At 66.8% G+C, this 16807-nt stretch carries 15 protein-coding genes; 5 read left to right on the forward strand and 10 right to left on the reverse strand.

All coding sequences use genetic code 11. From position 1 onward, the window contains the following. Window positions 1–67 precede the first annotated feature (67 nt). From ABIC94_RS09350 to ABIC94_RS09365, 4 genes are all read right to left on the reverse strand, one after another. The gene (locus tag ABIC94_RS09350; RefSeq protein WP_354372737.1) at window positions 68–1345 is read right to left on the reverse strand and encodes an NAD(P)/FAD-dependent oxidoreductase; all 1278 of its coding nucleotides are present in this window, start codon (window positions 1343–1345) and stop codon (window positions 68–70) included. Window positions 1346–1424: 79 nt separating this feature from the next. Then, window positions 1425–2294 (reverse strand): GNAT family N-acetyltransferase, encoded by an 870-nt coding sequence (locus tag ABIC94_RS09355; protein ID WP_354372738.1) that lies wholly within the window; start codon window positions 2292–2294, stop codon window positions 1425–1427. A 5-nt stretch (window positions 2295–2299) separates the two neighbouring features. Next, complete coding sequence (locus ABIC94_RS09360; RefSeq protein ID WP_354372739.1) at window positions 2300–2722, reverse strand: RidA family protein; 423 nt, start codon at window positions 2720–2722, stop codon at window positions 2300–2302. Then, window positions 2695–3867 (reverse strand): DSD1 family PLP-dependent enzyme, encoded by a 1173-nt coding sequence (locus tag ABIC94_RS09365; protein ID WP_354372740.1) that lies wholly within the window; start codon window positions 3865–3867, stop codon window positions 2695–2697. The genes ABIC94_RS09360 and ABIC94_RS09365 overlap by 28 nt, the downstream gene beginning before the upstream one ends. 153 nt (window positions 3868–4020) lie before the next feature. Here ABIC94_RS09365 and ABIC94_RS09370 point away from each other — a divergent pair, with 153 nt between their 5' ends. Further along, entirely contained in the window at window positions 4021–4977 is a 957-nt protein-coding gene (locus tag ABIC94_RS09370; RefSeq protein WP_354372741.1) for a LysR family transcriptional regulator, read from the forward strand. On the opposite strand, the gene ABIC94_RS09375 is transcribed toward ABIC94_RS09370, so the two are convergent. The 4 genes from ABIC94_RS09375 to fusA form a co-directional block, all read right to left on the reverse strand. Next, window positions 4974–6299 carry an NAD(P)/FAD-dependent oxidoreductase gene (locus ABIC94_RS09375; protein WP_354372742.1) on the reverse strand — a complete coding sequence of 442 codons (1326 nt, stop codon included), beginning with the start codon at window positions 6297–6299 and terminating at the stop codon, window positions 4974–4976. The genes ABIC94_RS09370 and ABIC94_RS09375 overlap by 4 nt on opposite strands. A 20-nt stretch (window positions 6300–6319) precedes the next feature. Then, a complete protein-coding gene (locus tag ABIC94_RS09380; RefSeq protein WP_354372743.1) occupies window positions 6320–7039 on the reverse strand; it encodes a cupin domain-containing protein in 720 nt (239 codons plus the stop codon). A 43-nt stretch (window positions 7040–7082) separates the two neighbouring features. Continuing rightward, complete coding sequence (locus tag ABIC94_RS09385; protein ID WP_436317974.1) at window positions 7083–8564, reverse strand: aldehyde dehydrogenase family protein; 1482 nt, start codon at window positions 8562–8564, stop codon at window positions 7083–7085. 257 nt (window positions 8565–8821) lie between these two features. Then, a complete protein-coding gene (gene fusA, locus ABIC94_RS09390) occupies window positions 8822–10882 on the reverse strand; it encodes an elongation factor G (RefSeq protein WP_354372745.1) in 2061 nt (686 codons plus the stop codon). Between the two features lie 361 nt (window positions 10883–11243). Between fusA and ABIC94_RS09395 the strand changes: the two genes are divergently transcribed. The 3 genes from ABIC94_RS09395 (at window position 11244) to ABIC94_RS09405 (ending at window position 13785) form a co-directional block, all read left to right on the forward strand. After that, a complete protein-coding gene (locus ABIC94_RS09395; protein WP_354372746.1) occupies window positions 11244–13085 on the forward strand; it encodes a pectate lyase in 1842 nt (613 codons plus the stop codon). A gap of 95 nt (window positions 13086–13180) precedes the next feature. Continuing rightward, on the forward strand, window positions 13181–13387 hold the full coding sequence (locus tag ABIC94_RS09400; RefSeq protein WP_354372747.1) for a dodecin: 207 nt from the start codon (window positions 13181–13183) through the stop codon (window positions 13385–13387). Between the two features lie 188 nt (window positions 13388–13575). After that, a complete protein-coding gene (locus ABIC94_RS09405; protein WP_354372748.1) occupies window positions 13576–13785 on the forward strand; it encodes a hypothetical protein in 210 nt (69 codons plus the stop codon). Between the two features lie 13 nt (window positions 13786–13798). On the opposite strand, the gene ABIC94_RS09410 is transcribed toward ABIC94_RS09405, so the two are convergent. After that, window positions 13799–14974, reverse strand: coding sequence for a thiolase (locus ABIC94_RS09410; protein ID WP_354372749.1), 1176 nt, complete (start codon window positions 14972–14974; stop codon window positions 13799–13801). Continuing rightward, window positions 14971–15384, reverse strand: coding sequence for a Zn-ribbon domain-containing OB-fold protein (locus tag ABIC94_RS09415; RefSeq protein WP_354372750.1), 414 nt, complete (start codon window positions 15382–15384; stop codon window positions 14971–14973). Before ABIC94_RS09415 ends, ABIC94_RS09410 begins: the two co-directional genes overlap by 4 nt. A gap of 224 nt (window positions 15385–15608) precedes the next feature. Between ABIC94_RS09415 and ABIC94_RS09420 the strand changes: the two genes are divergently transcribed. Further along, window positions 15609–16778 carry a CaiB/BaiF CoA transferase family protein gene (locus tag ABIC94_RS09420; protein ID WP_354372751.1) on the forward strand — a complete coding sequence of 390 codons (1170 nt, stop codon included), beginning with the start codon at window positions 15609–15611 and terminating at the stop codon, window positions 16776–16778. Window positions 16779–16807 lie beyond the last annotated feature (29 nt).

Consider the following 16807-nt stretch of genomic DNA (forward strand, 5'->3'; position numbering starts at 1 on the left):
TTCGCGGTCCCCTCGTGCAGCCGGGCACGCGGGCCGAGCTGGCTGAAGTCGAGGCCCGCATTGGCCTTCAGGCGAACTTGTCCTTGAGCCGGTAATAGGCTCCTACCAGCGGCAGGAACCACGGTGGACCGACATGGCCCGGAATCGCGGGCCAGTTGAAGTCTTTCCAGGGATTGAGTTCGGCGCGCCCGTCCATGACCTCGGCCATGATCGTCCCCATCAGGGTCGACATCTGGGTGCCGTGGCCGCTGTAGCCCATCGAGTAGTAGATGCCGTCGCGCTCGCCGGCGCGTGGCAGGCGGTCACGCGTCATGTCGACCATGCCGCCCCAGCAATAGTCGATGCGTGCGGCGCGAAGCTCGGGGAAGACCTCGTGCAGCGCGGCCTTGAGGATCGCCCCGCTCTTCTCGTCGGAGTTCGGATTGGAGACGGCGAAGCGCGCGCGTCCACCGAAGAGCAGCCGGTTGTCGGGCGTCGTTCGGAAGTAGTTGACCAGGTTCTTCGTATCGACCGCCATCCGGCGCCGCGGCAACAGCCGGTCAAGCGTTTCAGTCGGCAGTGGCTCGGTGACGATCAGGAACGCGCCCACCGGCACGATGCGGCGTCGAATCCAACCCAACGGCCCCGTCTGAGAGGTTCCGCTCGCCAGCAGAACCTGCCTGGCGTTGAGCCGGCCCTTCGGCGTTTCGATCTGGTGCCCTCCCCCGGGGGCCGGTCGCAGGCCTGTCATCGGCGCATGCTCGTGAATCTCCACGCCGCGCCGCGCCGCCGCTTCCGCCAAGCCGCGCACGAAGCGCCCGACATGCATGCCGGCGCCTTTGCGGTAGATCAGCCCGCCATGGAAGCGGTCCGACCCGACCTCGCTGGCCAGGTCTGCACGGCTCACCATCTCGGTGTCGGGGTCGACGTTGGCGGCCAGCAGTTCCTGGCTGCGCGCCAGCTTGTCGTAGTGCTCGGGCTTGGCCGCGAGCTTGATCTTGCCAACGCGCGCGAAGCTGCAGTCGATCTTCTCTTCCGCCACCAGGCGCTCGACCGTATCGACTCCGGCGTCGAAGGCCCGATAGAGCCGGTCGGCGACTTCCTTGCCGAGTTTGGCCGACATCATCCCGTAGTCCTGCGCAAAGCCGTTGTTGCACATGCCGCCGTTGCGGCCGGAGGCTGCGTGCCCGATGGTCTCGGCTTCCAGGAGCACGACGCGTGCGCCCTTCTTGGCAAGCGCCAGCGCAGCCGAACAGCCGGTCAGGCCGCCGCCGATCACCGCCACGTCGCAGCTGCCGTGCACCGGTCCTGCAGCGGCACTGCGAAAGGGTTCCGAGGTGTCCAGCCAATACGAGGTCAGCTTCATAGCGGCCTTTCCCGCGTTTCCCGCGTTTCCCGCGTTTTCGGCACCTTCGGCGTCTTCGAGCTCAGCATCGTGATGTCTCCTAGTTGAACGACTGGTTGGCCGGCGCGAACATGCGTGCGGGCCCCGCCGGCGGGATGTGCGGCCCCTTGACCATGGTGGTGGCTTCATCGACCTGGCGCAGGCCGATGCTTTCGAGCCAGTCTCCGAGCTGCGAGGTGGTCGCGGTGTCGACGCGGACGAAAACCTGCCCTAGTCGTGCGAGCGCGGCTTCGATCAAGGCGCGCGCATCGGCCGCACTTTCGGCGACCACCGGACCGATGACGTGTCCGCGGCCGAAGAGGCGTGAAATGGCATAGCCGCGCGGCTCGCCGTCACGCACGAGCACGTGGCCGTCACCGGCCTGGATGAGCCGATCCAGCATCTGCGGCCTGGCCCAGCCCGTGGCCTGTTGGTCCAGACGCGCGACTGCCTCGGCATCCGATGGGGCCATCGCCCTGACCAGGCTGGCCGGTGGCGCCTGGTGGCGCTCGTGGGGAACGCCTTGATGTTGCTGGATAACGCCGATGCCGACAAAGCCGCGCCTTTCATAAAGCGCCAGGCCTTCGGCCGTCGAGTTCAGCATGATGGTGCGCGGGTGCGCCGCTGCCAGCAGCGCATCCATCAACCGGGCACCGTGGCCACGGCCTTGGGCAGCCTTGGCGACGATGATCATCCCGACTGAAGCATGGGCTTCGCCGTAGGCCCACCAGGCCGCGGTCGCGATCACCGTACCGGCGCTGTTGCACAGCACGAGGCCCTGGCCGAGCTCGAGCGCGAAGGCCCAGTCCTCGAGCCGATAAGGCCAGGACATCTCCTGCGAAAGCTGGAGGGCGCCTTCCAGGTGTTCCGTGGCAAACGGAAGCAGCTCCACGTCGTCGTCGTGGTCGTGGTGGTCGGGTCGGGTCGCCATGGCGGTCATGGTTCGCGCACCGCGATGGCGTCGATCTCGACCAGGTACCCGTGGTGCAGTTCCGGCACCGGAACCACGGTGCGCGCGGGGCACGCATCCGGCAGCATGGACGCATAGACCGCATTGAAGCGGGCCCAGTTGGCAATGCCGACGATGTACGCCGTCACCTTGACGATCTGTTGCGGCGAGCTGCCTGCGGCGCGCACGATCTCCAGCATGTTCTGGATCGCCTGCCTCGCCTGTGCCTCGAAACCGTCGTCGTCCAGCGGACGCCCATCCGCGCGGATCGGCAACTGGCCGGAGACGAAGACGTGGGCGCCCGAAACCACGGCCTGCGTGTAGTGGCCTGCCGGCTTCGGTGCGCGGTCCGTCAGGATGGCGGTCACGAGCTGCCCGCCGCTCATCGCCAGCCCCCGAAACGCGGCCACTCGGCTTCGACCCGGTCGGACGCGCCGCGAACGACCTGATAAGCCCGATGCTGGGCGCCTGTGGCGCAGGCGTGGTTCGGCAGGATCCGCACACGATCGCCGATCGCGAGATCGGGCAGCTTGCCCCCCGAGCCGGGACGCACCGTGATGATTCCGTGCTCCTGGTTGGCGTCGGCAACGATCAGGTCGGGATAAGGCACGCCGGCGGCGTCGCACACCACCCCATAGCCTTGGTCGACCGCCTGCCTGCGGGTGCCGCGGTCCTGCGACATCGCCATCCAGCCAGCGTCGACCAGGATCCATCCCTTGCTGCGCTGGTGGCCGATCACCGTCGCCAGCACCGACAGCGCGATGTCGTCGACCTGGCAGACACCGAGCCCGGCCATCACGAGATCGAAGAACACGAACACACCGGCCCGGACTTCGGTGACGCCGCTAAGGTCGGCGGCGTTGTGCGCTGTCGGCGTGGAGCCGACGCTGACCACCGGACAGGGCAGCCCCGCTTGGCGCAGGATGGCGGCGGCATCGACCACGCTGCGGCGCTCGACCTCGGCACATTGACGCAAGGCCTCGGCCCCACGGGCCAAATAACTGTCCCCGGCGTGCGTGATCACGCCCCGCAGTTGAGCGCCGTCTTCGAGGGCGTGGCCGATGTCCAGCAGCAGTTGCCGGTCGGCCGGCAGCACGCCGGAGCGGTGGCCGTCGCAGTCGATCTCGATCAACGCCGGAATGCGCGTGCCGGCCTGGCGCGAGGCATGGGCAACAGCTTGCGCCTGCTCCACGGTGTCCAGCACCACGGTCACATCGGCGCCCCCGGTGCGCAGCGCGAGCACCTGCGGCAGTTTCGATGGCGCAATGCCGACGGCGTAGACGATGTCCCGCACGCCGGCCGCTGCGAACTGCTCGGCTTCAAGCAGCGTCGAAACGGTTGCCGGACCCGACGGCGACGTCATGACGCGCCGCGCGACCTCCACCGACTTGGACGTCTTGAGGTGGGGACGCAGCGTGACGCCCAGGCCGTCCAGCCGGGCTTTCAGGCGTGCGATGTTCCGCTCCATCCGCTCGGCGTCGAGGACGAGGCAAGGCGTCGCCAGTTCCCCCAGCGTCGTTGCGATCTGTTCGGCTTGCGCCTGCTTCATGGTCATGGCCTGGCTCAATGTCGTGCTCCGAGTTGTGTTTGTCCGATGCGGCTTGCTGGATGCGGACCTGCATCGAGCAAGTGAGATGGCCGGATGTTGCGCCCGATCGATTGAACCTACAATTTATCGAACCTGCATAGAGAGTTAAGGCCGAACTAAATGATCAGCTCTGAAGACCTGCGCTTCTTCAACGTGTTGGCCAGGTCCGCGTCGCTCGCTGAAGCTGCCCGGAAGATGGATGTCACGCCGCCGGCGGTCACCCAGCGCCTGCAGGCGCTGGAAGCACGAATCGGCATCCGGCTGATCGACCGTTCCGGCCGCAGGATGGTCCTCACCGATGAAGGCGATCTGGTCGCATCGCACGGAACCATCGTGGCCGATGCGATGGAGGCGCTGTCCGAGGCATTGGCCAATCGCAAGAAGGCCGTCAGCGGGCATCTGCGCATAGCCGCCCCGCATGGCTTCGGGCGGCTGCATGTCTCGCCCGTGGTCGATGCGTTTGCAAAAGCGCATCCTGGCGTGACGGTCACCCTGGACCTTGCCGACCATCCCGGCGCGCACCTGGTGGAGAGCAGCGACGTCATCGTCCACATCGGACCGCCTGCTGCCCAGAACCAGATCGTCACGACGCTGGCACCGAACCGACGCATCCTCTGCGCCAGCCCGGACTATCTCGCCGGTGCTTCGCCGATCCAGTCGCCTTCGGACTTGCTGCGGCATCGATGCCTGGTGGTGAGAGAGAACGACGAGGACGTCACCCTGTGGCGCTTCGTGCACGCGTCGCGCGAGCCGGAGACCGTCCGCATCCGTCCCACCATGTGCAGCAACGACGGCGCGGTGGTGCGCGAGTGGGCGGTGGCAGGCCGGGGTGTCGCGATCCGGTCGGAGTGGAACGTCGCTGCCGACCTGGCAGCCGGTCGGCTCAAGCGGGTGCTTGCGAGCTGGGAGGTTCCTCCGGCCGATGTCGTCGCCATGCTGGGCACCCGCTTCGGCCGAAGTGCGCGGGCCACGGCCTTTCTGACGATGCTGCGCCAATCTCTTGCGCCGCCGCCTTGGAGGCGAAGGGCCGCGCGATTGGGCGGCGGCGGGGCTCAGCGCGTCGCAGGCGCAACCTAGAAGTCAGCGACCTTGCCCCATGCCGAGTTGCTGAAGCGCTCCGGCCGATAGGGCACGGGATCGACGATCGGTTTGGCGCCGCTGGCAAGGTCCGCGATCAGGTGGCCGGCGCCGGGACCGATGCCAAAGCCGTGGCCGGAAAAGCCCGCGGCCAGGATGAAGCCCGGCATGCCAGGCACTTCGCCGATGCCGGGAACACCGTCCGGCGTGCTGTCGATATAGCCGGCCCAGGCGTGCGTGATCTTTGCGTCTCGAAGTTGGGGCAGCAGCTCGACCGCGCGGCGGTGGGTGTCCTTGATGCTCACGGGATCGGGCTTCGGATCGAGGATGCGCACGCGTTCCATGGGCGTTGGCGCATCGAGCCGCCACCGCGCCAGCGTTTCATGGCCACTCCGAATGGCTTCCAGGCCGCCCGGACGAAGGTTGCGCCAGCGCTTGGCGAACATGGGCACGAACTGCGGAGCGAAGCGCAGAAACTGACCTGTCGGATCCACGCGCGCGCGGCCGCTGATGGCCAGTGCGTAGCGTCCGTCGTTGCGGCGCGTGGCGGACACGCCCGCGCTCACCAGCGCATCCGGCAAGCGATGCGCCACAGGGGACACACTGAGGATGGATTGGCGGATCGAGGCCTGCGGAAAGCGGATGCCCAGCTGACGGCAGAACGAGGACGCCCAGGCGCCGCCCGCCATCACGACCGTCCGGGTCTTGATGACCCCGGCTTCCGTGATCACGCCGCTGACCCGCCCGCCTTCGGTCTCGATGCCGCGGGCGGCGCAATTCTGATGGACGCTGCCCCCAAGCTTGATGAACGCAGCGGCCACGGCCGGCGCGGCCTTGGCGGGATCGGCGGTGCCGTCGCTGGGCGAGAAAACACCGCCTTTCCAGGCGCGGCCGGTCGCCTGCCCGCGCTCGGCGGCCTCGCGGCCGCTCAGCATGTGGGTTGTCACGCCCGCGGTCTTCGCAAAATCGCGCCAGCTGGCCCAGCGCGAAATTTCGGCCTCGTCATTGCTGAGATAAAGCAGCCCGCAGCGATGAAAGCCCGTGTCTTCACCACTCTCGGCGGCAAATTGCTCCCACAGGTCGAGGCTCTTGGTCGCCAATGGCAATTCGCGAGCGTCGCGATTCTGCTGCCGGCACCAGCCCCAGTTGCGGCTGGACTGCTCCGCGCCGATCCTCCCCTTCTCGATCAGTGCGACCGACACGCCGCGCTTGGCCAGGTAGTAGGCGGTGAAGACGCCGATGATGCCGCCACCGATCACGACGACATCCGCCGAAGCCGGTGGTTTGGGGGACGTGTTGATGTGTTGCAGCGGAGGCGACATGATGAATCTCGCTCGCCCGTTCAAGCCGGGACGGTTTGGCACACGTAGAACTTCGCTACGCGATCGCTGCTTTCCCACCCGATCGGCGTGCCCTGGGGCACAAAAAGCGAATCGCCCGTGCCCACGGACAGCACACCGCCGTCAGGGTCTGGGAAGCGCACGCTGCCCGCCACAAGATGCATGAACTCGTTCATGCGATGCGCGCGAACGATCCGGTGGTAGGGGGTCGAGTCCCAGGCGCCCGCAAGGTACTGCGCGGCGTCATCGGTGAAGACCTTGTCGCTGCGGCACTCCGGCACGGGGCCCAGCAGCACTTCGGCGGGCAGCGTGCCGGTGGGCGTGAAGTTGGCGTCGGCATGCAGGGGGAAGACGCCGCGCTTCGTCGGCTTGTCGCAGGCGGCCGCGCAAAACACGAAGCGCACGCGGGATCCGGCCTGGATGCGAAGCGAGGTGCCGCATCCGATGACGGCACCCGCCTGGGGACCGACCACCAGCGGGGCCTCCCCGGCCGCCGTCAGGGTCAGCTCGCCCTCGACCACGACGATGGTCTCGATGTGGGGATAGCTTGCGACGTCGAGTTCGCCGATGAAGCTGGTGCGGCCGGCGCTCATCTCGCCCGGTCCTTCCCAGGCGATTTCGCGATGCCGCGCAAAGGGGTCGTCCTTGCCGAACGGCGCCCTGCGGAAAGCGGTTGAAACGGGCGCGCCGTCGGCGCGATGCAGTACTAGGGCCACGGTCATCATTGCTCCTGCGCGATGCGCGATGTCTTCACTGAAAAGTCTGTCAGTTGCTGCTGGGTGCCGAGGCATCCTGGAAGCCGAGGATGGCCTTGGTTTCCAGGTACTCCTCGAAGCCTTCGATGCCGTATTCGCGGCCATTCCCCGAGCGCTTGTAGCCACCGAAGGGCGCATTGGGGTTCCAGGCCGGATAGTTGATGTGCACCTGCCCGGAGCGAATGCGCGCCGCTACGGCGCGCGCCGCACCAAGGTCCTTGCCTTGCACATGGGCGCCCAGGCCGTAGACGGTGTCGTTGGCGATTTCCACCGCTTCGTCCCCGCTGTCGTAGGGAATGATCGCGAGCACCGGCCCGAAGATCTCCTCCTGCGCGATATGCATCTGAGAATGCACCGCGCTGAAGATGGTCGGGCGGCAGTAGAAACCGCGGTTCAGGCCCTCCGGCCGCCCGGCGCCGCCACAAAGGAGCCGCGCGCCCTCGGCAATGCCGATGCCGATCATTTCCTGCACCCGATTGAACTGCGCACGATTGGCCACCGGGCCGTGCGTGGTCTGCTGCGAACGCGGATCGCCCACGACGAAGCCGGATGCCGCTTCGAACGCGATCCGTTCAACCTCCTGCAGGCGCGCGCGGGGCACGATCATGCGAGTCGGCGCGCTGCACGATTGGCCGACGTTGCGGAAGGCGGCCGCCACGCCTTTGGGTACGGCAAGAGAGAGGTCCGCATCCGGCAAGATGAGGTTGGGCGATTTCCCGCCGAGTTCCTGCGCCACGCGCTTCACCGTCGGAGCCGCCGCCTGGGCCACCAGCACGCCGGCCCGCGTCGAGCCGGTGAACGAGATCATGTCCACGTCCGGATGCTCGGCCAAGGCAGCGCCGACCTCTGGTCCGCTGCCATTCACCAGATTGAACACACCCGGCGGAATGCCGGCGTCGTGCATCACTTCGGCAAAGAGCAAGGCACTCAGGGGCGACAACTCGCTGGGCTTCAAGACGACGGTGCATCCCGCTGCCAGGGCGGCTCCGACCTTGGCGGTGATCTGGTAGAGCGGCCAGTTCCACGGCGTGATCAGGCCGCACACGCCGATGGCCTCGCGCACGATGGCCATGTCGCCCCGATGGGTGACGAACTCATAGCTGCGCGCGTTGTCGCTGGCCACACGGATGTGCTCCGCCGCGGACGGCACCTGCGTGCTGCGCGCGAAGCCGATGGCCGCGCCCATCTCCAGCGAGATGGCCTGGGCGAACAGTTCTGCGCGCTCGAGGATCAGGGCGTGGACGCGATCGAGAAGCAAGGCCCTGCTCTGGGCGGCACTCACGGACCAGGTCGCGAAGGCGCGCCGCGCTGCAACCACGGCTGCGGCGACATCGCTTGCACTGCCAAGCGCGATCTCCGCGACGGGCTCCTCGGTCGATGGGTCGATGACGGCGCTGCGCGCTTGCGTTTCGGGCAAGACCCATTCGCCGTCGACAAATATGCGATCCAGGCGGCCAGCGCGCCTGAGGTGCTCGATGACGGAGGAGTTCAGCGTGGCGAAACGGATGCTTGGCAATGCGGTGGGGCGCGTCATGATGGAGCGGAGGTCGGACGTTTGGATGTCCAAAAGTCTAGGCTGCGCGCCCCTCGCCCGGGTGCTGCAATGAGGGCCTTGCACAAAGCAGGCTGCGGTTGTGCGAGTCGCTACAAGCAGATCATGCCGTTGTGCATATGCCGGAGGCCTTCACCTCGGAGGCACTCGCCCCCGGACGCACTCGACCGCCGAAGACAAGCGACGCGGCCAGCGTCCTAGTCTTCTTCGTGCACCCTGTACTGCCCCATCAGCGTCTGCTGAACCCCCGGCGGCACGGCTTCGTAGTGCGACAACGCAATGGTGTAGCGGCCCTGGCCGCTGGTCATCGCATTGAGCCGCGACTGGTAGCTGGCCAATTCGGCCATGGGCACCTGGCCGCCGACCGCCACGGTGCCGACGCCCACGATCGACGTACCGGTGACCAGGCCGCGCCGCGACGACAAGTCGTTCGTGACATCGCCGACAGAATGTTCGGGCACGGCGATCTCGATCTGGACGATGGGTTCGAGCACCACCGGCCGTGCCTCGCGCATGGCGGCCATGAAGGCCTTGCGGCCGGCCGTCGCAAAGGCGATGTCCTTGCTGTCGACGCTGTGGTGCTTGCCGTCGTGCACCACGACGCGCACATCGACCACGGGGTAGCCGGCAATCGCCCCGCTCGCCAGCACCTCGCGCACACCCTTCTCGACGGCGGGAATGAACTGGCCCGGAATCGCGCCGCCCCTGACTTCGTCCGCGAATTGAAAGCCCGCACCGCGCGGCAGCGGCTCTATGCGCAGGAAGACTTCGCCGAACTGGCCGGCCCCGCCGCTCTGTTTCTTGTGGCGGTGGTGGCCCGCGGCCGGTGCGGTCACGGTCTCCCGGTAGGCAATGCGGGGCGGCCGCGTCAGGACCTCGAAGCGGTACACCTCGCGCAGGCGTTCGAGCACGATGCGCAGGTGCAGTTCTCCGAGCCCGTAGAGCACCGTCTCGTTGGTCGCGGCCACATGCTCGATGCGCAGGCACGGGTCTTCGGCCGCGAGCTTGCCGAGGATCTCCCAGGCGCGCTGCTCGTCGCCATGGCGCTTGGGTTCCACGGCCAGGCCGTGCACCGGCACCGGGAACGGCAGCGGTGCGAGATGGATATGGTTGTCTTCCGCCGCGTCGTGCAGCACGTCGTCGAAATGAATCTCGTCGACCTTGGCCACCGCCACGATGTCGCCCGGCACCGCGTGCGACACCTCCACGTGATCCTTGCCCTGGAGCATGAACAGGTGCCCCACCTTGAATGGCTTGCGGCCGTCGCCGATGTAGAGCTGGCTGTCGCGCGTGAGCGTGCCCTGGTGCACGCGGAAGATGCCCATCTTGCCGACATAGGGGTCGACCGTGACCTTGAACACGTGCGCCAGCACGTGCAGCGAAGGATCGGGCCGAACTTCCATTGGCCTGGCCTCCGCGCCCTCACCAAGCAGGAACTCCGGCGGATTGCCCTCGGTCGGATCGGGCAGCAGCTTGACGATCACGTCCAGCAGCTCGGCCACGCCGGCGCCGCTGCGCGACGAGACGAAGCACACCGGGATCAGATGGCCTTCGCGCAGCGCCTGCTCGAGCGGCGCATGCAGCTCGGCCGGGTCCACGTCGCCCTCCTCCAGGTAGCGGTCGACGAAGGCCGCGTCGACTTCGACCACCTGCTCCACCAGTGCGCGGTGGGCCGCTTCGACGGGGCCGAAGTCCGATTGCCCGAAGCGGTTGAAGAAACAGTCCACCACCTGCCTGCCAACCCCGTCGGGCAGGTTCAGCGGCAGGCATTCGCGGCCGAAGGTCGCCTGGATGTCGGCCAGCAGGCCCGCCAGCGAGATGCCCTGCGAGTCGATCTTGGTGACGATGATCATGCGGGCGAGGTGGCGCGAGGCCGCGTACTCCATCATGCGCACCGCCATCGGCTCGATGCCGTTGGCGGCATTGATGACCACCGCCGCCGTTTCGACCGCTTCCAGCGCCGGCAGGCTCTGGCCGAGAAAGTCGGGCCCGCCGGGCGTGTCGATGAAGTGGATGCGCGTGCCGGCATGCGTGAGGTGCATCACCGATGCGTTGAGCGAATGCAGCATGCGGCGCTCGAGCGGATCGTGGTCGCTGACGGTGTTGCCGCGCTCGATGCTGCCGCACACCCCGATGGCACCCGCCTTGTGCAGCAAGGCCTCTGCAAGGGAGCTCTTGCCTGCAGCGGCGGGGCCGACGAGCGCCAGCGTTCGCACTGCTTCCATTTCGGCCGCGAGGCCGTTCGATCGGCTTGGCATGGCATGCACTCCTTGGCGTCCGGAGAGCCGACCGACGCCTGCAGGAGTCGGGTGTTGCGTGTGGACGCTGGGCCAGCGTAAGGGATTGACAGTGCCGATGCAACTCCGCCCTCCAACTGGCGGATCGCGTTCGGGCCGACAGCGAGGAAATCGACAGGCCTCACCTCAACTCATACGTTGTCCTACAACTATGTAGTTACTGGCGATACTTTGAAGCGATTTTCTTTGCAATTTCTGATTGACTCCACCTGAAGGCCGTCCAAATAATCCGCCCGCCGCGTCGTATGACAACTGATGTTGTATGACATCTGATGACGCAGCCCGACCAACCCCGGACATTCGATCAATAAAGGGAAATGCCATGAAACGCCGACAGTTTGCAATTTCGGTCCTGTCTCCCGTCGCGCTGGCCGCCTGTGGCGGCGGCGGCAACGACGGGCCAAGCTTCCCGATTCCTGTTCCGCCACCCCCGCCCCCTGCTCCCCCTCCCGCGCCAACTCCGCAGGCCACCGCCGCAGCAGCGCTCAAGCGCGCGGCGAGCTACATGGACGAAGTGGTCTCCTACAAGGGCGGCTACGTGTGGTCGTACTCACCCGACCTCACGCAGACATTCGGAGAAATGGAAGCCAAGCGCACCATGCTGTGGCTGCAGCCGCCGGGCACCTCCTCCATCGGCCATATCTACCTGGACGCCTATCACGCGACTGGGGACGAGCGCTTCTACCAAGCGGCCGACCGCACGGCCAAGGCGGTTGCCGCGGCCCAGCACAGCTCGGGCGGCTGGAACTACATCTACGACTTCAACGGCGAGGCCTCGCTGCAGCACTGGTACGAAACCGTTGGCATGAACGGCTGGCGCCTGGAAGAGTTCCAGCACTACTACGGCAATGCGACCTTCGACGACGCCACCACCGCCGTCGCATCGCAGCTGATGCTGCGCATGTATCTGGAGAAGAAAGATCCGGTCTACCAGGCCGCGGCCGACAAGGCCATCAGGTTCATCACCGATGCGCAGTTCGGTCCTCAGTTCGGCATAGCCGACGGCGGTTGGCCCCAGCGCTTTCCGCACAACCCGAACGCAATCACTTCGATGCCTTTGCCCAATCCGCAGCAGCTGCCCGCGGGCGCGCGCGCGGGCATGGAAGACAGCGACTACACGCTGCACGTGACCTTCAACGACGACGTCATGGGCGAGAACATCAAGTTCCTGACCATGTGCGTGATGACGCTGGGCCGCACCGACCTGGTGGCCAACATCACACGGGCAATGGATTGCATGCAGCGCATGCAGTGGACCTCGGGGGTGCTGCCGCTGCAATCGGGCTGGAGCCTTCAGCACCTATCGCGCGAAACGAACCTCCGCCCTGCAGGCGCCCCGGCCGGTGCGCGCTCGTACGAGCCGCGCTCGCTGGCCACGCACACCACGCAGACCAACATCCAGCAGCTGCTCGGCTACTTCACGCTCACCGGCGACAAGAAGTACCTGTCGCAGTTGCAGAAGGCGATCGACTGGCTGAAGTCGCCGTCGATCCAGCTCCCGGCCGATGTTGCAACCATCAACCCGCTGCTGGCCGGCCGCAACGTGGCCACGTTCATCGAGCTCGACACGAACGAGCCGCTCTTCGTTCACCGTTATGGCTCCAACATCCACAACGGCGCGTACTTTTTCGACAAGGACATCACCAACACCATCAGCCACTATTCGTCGGGCCGCTCGGTGAATGCCGCCGCGCTGCAAACGCGCCTGAATGAACTCAACGCGATGACGCAGCCGCAGATCGATGCCATGGTCGCCAAGTCGCCGCTGCGGGCCACCACGGCCCGGGCCCTGCCAAAGTACTTTGCCGCCGTTCGAGAGGTGGATTTTCCGGACCTGTTCGAAGGCGCGGTGCTGAAGACGCCGGTGGTGCCCGAATCGGAAGTACAGACGATCCTGGCCGCGCTGGTGGACGGCAACTACTGGACCGCGCCCGTGCCAGAGATCGTGAACCCGTACCGCGGCAACGGCCCGACGACGCCGTATACCGGCACGGCCTACCGCAGCCGCCACGTGGGCGACATCTACGACACCTCTCCCTATCCGGCCGATGCACCACCGGAGATCGAACCGTATGTGAAGCGCGAAAAACCGCAGTTCATCATCACGTCGAACTTCATCGCCCGCATGGGGCGGCTGATCTCGTTCATTTCGCCGGTGGCCTGACCGGAGCCCGGTGATCCGCGTGGCGGCAGAAAAATCTGGCTGTCGCCGCGCGCACTGACTACGATGTGTGGCCGCCACTCACAAGGAGCAGAGACATGTCGAATCACGTTTACAAGTCGCTCGAACTGACCGGCTCATCGCCGATCGGCATCGAGGACGCGGTTCAGACCGCCATCTCCAAGGCGCACGAGACGGTACGCAACATCCAGTGGTTCAACGTCACCGAGACGCGCGGCCACGTGGTGGACGGCAAGATCGCGCATTGGCAGGTGACGGTGAAGATCGGGTTCACGCTGGAATAGCCGCAACGGCGCAACAACTAGTACGAATGCACCAACGCCGAAGCCGCTTGAACCGAAAGTGGTGCGCATTTTCCGACACCTCTTGTAGCGTGTTCCGCACGGTACTGGGGTGCACCCCTGAGCACAAGCCAAAGTTGTTCGGCTAGTATTTCCAGACAGTGCCAGCAACACCCAGACCCATTGAGTATTTGCTCGAACTCGAGCACGCCAGCTTCCCGCTTCATATTCGAGACCGGGATGCGATTCAGGCCATTGCTGTTCTGAAGGCGATCGGTTGCGTGGAGGCTGAAATCTCACCGCCCCTCGATCTCTGCAGTTCGTTCGAAGACTACGAGTGCGCGGTGGTGCGAGAAATCACACCGGTGGGGCGAACGGAGCTGGCAGCGGAATACGGCTGACGCGCTTCATTCATCACAACGTTTGCGCCAGCCCGAGCACTGCGGTGGATTGGCTGGACAGCGTGCCGCCGTTGCCATGTGCAAGCGCCGTGCGGGCACCGGCTACTTGCCGGTCGCCGCCCTCGCCCCTGAGCTGCCGAACGGCTTCGATCAACGCGAAGATTCCATACATGCCCGGGTGAACGCAGGACAACCCGCCGCCGTTGGTGTTGACCGGCAGCCGGCCGCCAGGCGCAATGGCACCGCCGCGCACGAAGGCACCGCCCTCGCCCTTCGCGCAAAAGCCCAGGTCTTCGAGAAACAGCAGCACGTTGATGGTGAAGGCGTCATAAAGCTGAACGACATCGATGTCGCGCGGCGAGAGGCCTGCCATGTCGAATGCGGCGCGCCCGCTGTCGCGCGCAGCCGTCGTCGTCAGGTCGTGCATCGACGAAATCTGCCGGTTCCACACGGCCGTGCCGGTGCCCAGCACATGCACCGGCTCGCGCGGCAGGTCCCGCGCACGATCGGCTCGCACCAGCACGAAGGCGCCCGCGCCGTCGGTCACCAGGCAACTGTCGCGCACGGTCAGCGGGTCGCAGACCATGCGTGCATTCAGCACGTCGTCTATGGAGAGCGGGTCGCGCATGAACGCCTCGGGGTTCAACCGGGCCCAGGCGCGCGCGGCCACCGCCACTTCGGCAAGGTCGCGCCGCGTGGTGCCGAACTCGTGCATGTGGCGCGATGCGGCCAGCGCGTAGGCCGAGAGCGGCTGCATCGGTTCATAAGGCGTTTCGTAAGGCTGCGGATCGAGATAGCGCCTGCTCGCGACAACTTCCCTTCGCCCGAAGGTGGCCGTGCGCTGCGCGCTTCCGTAGCAGACGAGCACCGCGTTGCACTGGCCGCTGGCCAGGGCCTGCATGGCCGGCAGCAGGTGCGCGATGAAGCTGGAGCCACCGAGCATCGTGCTGTCGATGTAGCTCGGGCGAAGGCCCAGGTACTCGATGACAGGCATGGCCCACATCGTTGCGCTTGCGCTGGCGGTGCAGAGTCCGTCGATGTCCTTCATGGCCAGCCCGGCGTCGGCGACGGCGCGCCGCGCGGCTTCGGCCAGCAGTTCCATGTCGGTGTGGCCCGGAGACTCGCCGCAGCCGTAGGTGGCCACGCCGGCGATGGCGGCGCTGCCGCGCAGTTGCTTCAGTGTGGTCATGCGGCGTCTCCCGTGACGGCATCGAAAACCACCATGCCGCTGCCGCCGGGCGGCACCACCACGCGCGCCCACACACGCAGGCCGATGCGCACCTCGGCTGGCGGCATGCCTTCGACCCGGCTCATCAGGCGCACGCCTTCGTCCAGCTCGACGATGCACACGTTGTAGTCACCGCCGGCCTCGGGCTTGCGGCGCACCGTCGTCACGGCATACACCACACCAGTGCCGGCGGGCGCCACCAAGGCAGGCTCTTCGGCGCCGCAATGCGGGCACAGCACCCTTGGAAAGTACACCGCGCGCTGGCAGGCGCCGCAGCGCTGGATCAGGAAACGGCCCGCGTCCAGCTCGGCCTGGTGGCGCGCCAGCACGCCGGTGCCGGTCGGTTTTGATGTTGTCGATGAATGCGTCATTGAAATGGCCGGAGTTCGGCATGGGTTGCGTCGAGCATGCCGGCTGTGCCCCATTCGCGCCATTCGCGATTGCCGAAGGGCCCCATCGGCGTGGCCGAACCGATCGGCCGTGTGTGCAAATGATTCTTTCTGCCAACGGCTTTCAGGCTTTGTGCCATGGGCACGCGAGGCACCTGTTTTTAGACTGCAACGCGCCCGTTCCAAATTCACCCAGGAAAAACTCGATGGAGACAACCGGCGCATCGCGCCCGCCGCTGGCCGGCATTCGCGTACTCGACCTGACCCGCCTGCTGCCCGGGCCGGTCTGCACCTTGCATCTGGCCGACCTCGGTGCCGACGTGCTCAAGATCGAAGACACAGGCCTCGGCGACTACGCCGCGCCCGCGTTGCGCGCCATGGTCCAGCGCAACAAGAAAGCCATGCGGCTCGACCTGAAGCAAGCCGACGGCGTGGCGCTTCTGCACCGGCTGGCCGAGAGCGCCGACGTGCTCGTCGAAGGTTTCCGGCCGGGCGTGATGGACCGCCTGGGCGTGGGCTACGCCGCGCTTTCGGCGGTGAACCCGCGCCTGGTCTATTGCAGCATCACCGGCTTCGGCCAGACCGGGCCTTACCGCGACGAGCCGGGGCACGACCTGAACTACTGCGCACTCAGCGGCGTCAGCGACCAGATCGGCCGCGACGACGCCGGCCCCGCCCTCTCCAACCTGCCCATTGCGGACTTGCTCGGCGGCTCGATGAATGCCGTGATGGGCATCCTCGCGGCCCTGTTCGACGCGGCGCGCACCGGCACCGGCCGCCATGTGGACATTTCCATGGCCGACGGCGTGCTGGCGCATGCGCTGGTGCCGCTGGTCACGCTGGCCACGCAGGGCGCCACACGCCGCGCGGGCCTCGACAAGCTCAGCGGGGCCCTGCCCTGCTATGCCATGTACCGCACGCAGGACGGGCGCCACCTGTCTGTCGGTGCGCTCGAGCACAAGTTCTGGGAGCGCTTCTGCGACGTGCTCGGCCGGCCCGACCTGAAGCCGATGCACATGCCGCCCGACCGTGCCACCGCCGAGCGGGTTCGCGCCGACGTGGCGGCCCTCATCGAAGCGCGGCCGCTCGCGTACTGGGCCGACGTGTTCCATGGCCGGCAGTGCTGCGTCACGCCCGTGCTGCGGCTGGAAGAGGCGCTGGCGCACGAAAACTTCGTGGCGCGGGGCATGGTGCATCCGCCGGCCGCCGAAGGCGGTGCGCCGCAGCTGGCCTGCCCCGTCAGGATGACCGGTTTCGAGTTTTCCATCGATCGGGCCGCGCCCTTGCCCGGCCAGGATACCGACGAAGTGCTCGCGGCGCTGGGACACGACGAGACCGCCCGCGCCGACCTGCGCCGGCGCGGCGTGGTGGGCTGAGCGCGCGCGCCCTTGCAGCCGGTGCAACT

The organism is Variovorax paradoxus (assembly GCF_040544635.1).
In the GTDB taxonomy this organism is placed as follows: domain Bacteria; phylum Pseudomonadota; class Gammaproteobacteria; order Burkholderiales; family Burkholderiaceae_C; genus Variovorax; species Variovorax paradoxus_R.

Bases quoted from the DNA above. Each gene is read 5' to 3' on its own strand.
- ABIC94_RS09350 (WP_354372737.1), bottom strand. From the start codon at position 1,345: ATGAAGCTGACCTCGTATTGGCTGGACACCTCGGAACCCTTTCGCAGT.
- ABIC94_RS09355 (WP_354372738.1), bottom strand. From the start codon at position 2,294: ATGGCGACCCGACCCGACCACCACGACCACGACGACGACGTGGAGCTG.
- ABIC94_RS09365 (WP_354372740.1), bottom strand. From the start codon at position 3,867: ATGACCATGAAGCAGGCGCAAGCCGAACAGATCGCAACGACGCTGGGG.
- ABIC94_RS09370 (WP_354372741.1), top strand. From the start codon at position 4,021: ATGATCAGCTCTGAAGACCTGCGCTTCTTCAACGTGTTGGCCAGGTCC.
- ABIC94_RS09375 (WP_354372742.1), bottom strand. From the start codon at position 6,299: ATGTCGCCTCCGCTGCAACACATCAACACGTCCCCCAAACCACCGGCT.
- ABIC94_RS09380 (WP_354372743.1), bottom strand. From the start codon at position 7,039: ATGACCGTGGCCCTAGTACTGCATCGCGCCGACGGCGCGCCCGTTTCA.
- fusA (WP_354372745.1), bottom strand. From the start codon at position 10,882: ATGCCAAGCCGATCGAACGGCCTCGCGGCCGAAATGGAAGCAGTGCGA.
- ABIC94_RS09395 (WP_354372746.1), top strand. From the start codon at position 11,244: ATGAAACGCCGACAGTTTGCAATTTCGGTCCTGTCTCCCGTCGCGCTG.
- ABIC94_RS09400 (WP_354372747.1), top strand. From the start codon at position 13,181: ATGTCGAATCACGTTTACAAGTCGCTCGAACTGACCGGCTCATCGCCG.
- ABIC94_RS09410 (WP_354372749.1), bottom strand. From the start codon at position 14,974: ATGACCACACTGAAGCAACTGCGCGGCAGCGCCGCCATCGCCGGCGTG.
- ABIC94_RS09415 (WP_354372750.1), bottom strand. From the start codon at position 15,384: ATGACGCATTCATCGACAACATCAAAACCGACCGGCACCGGCGTGCTG.
- ABIC94_RS09420 (WP_354372751.1), top strand. From the start codon at position 15,609: ATGGAGACAACCGGCGCATCGCGCCCGCCGCTGGCCGGCATTCGCGTA.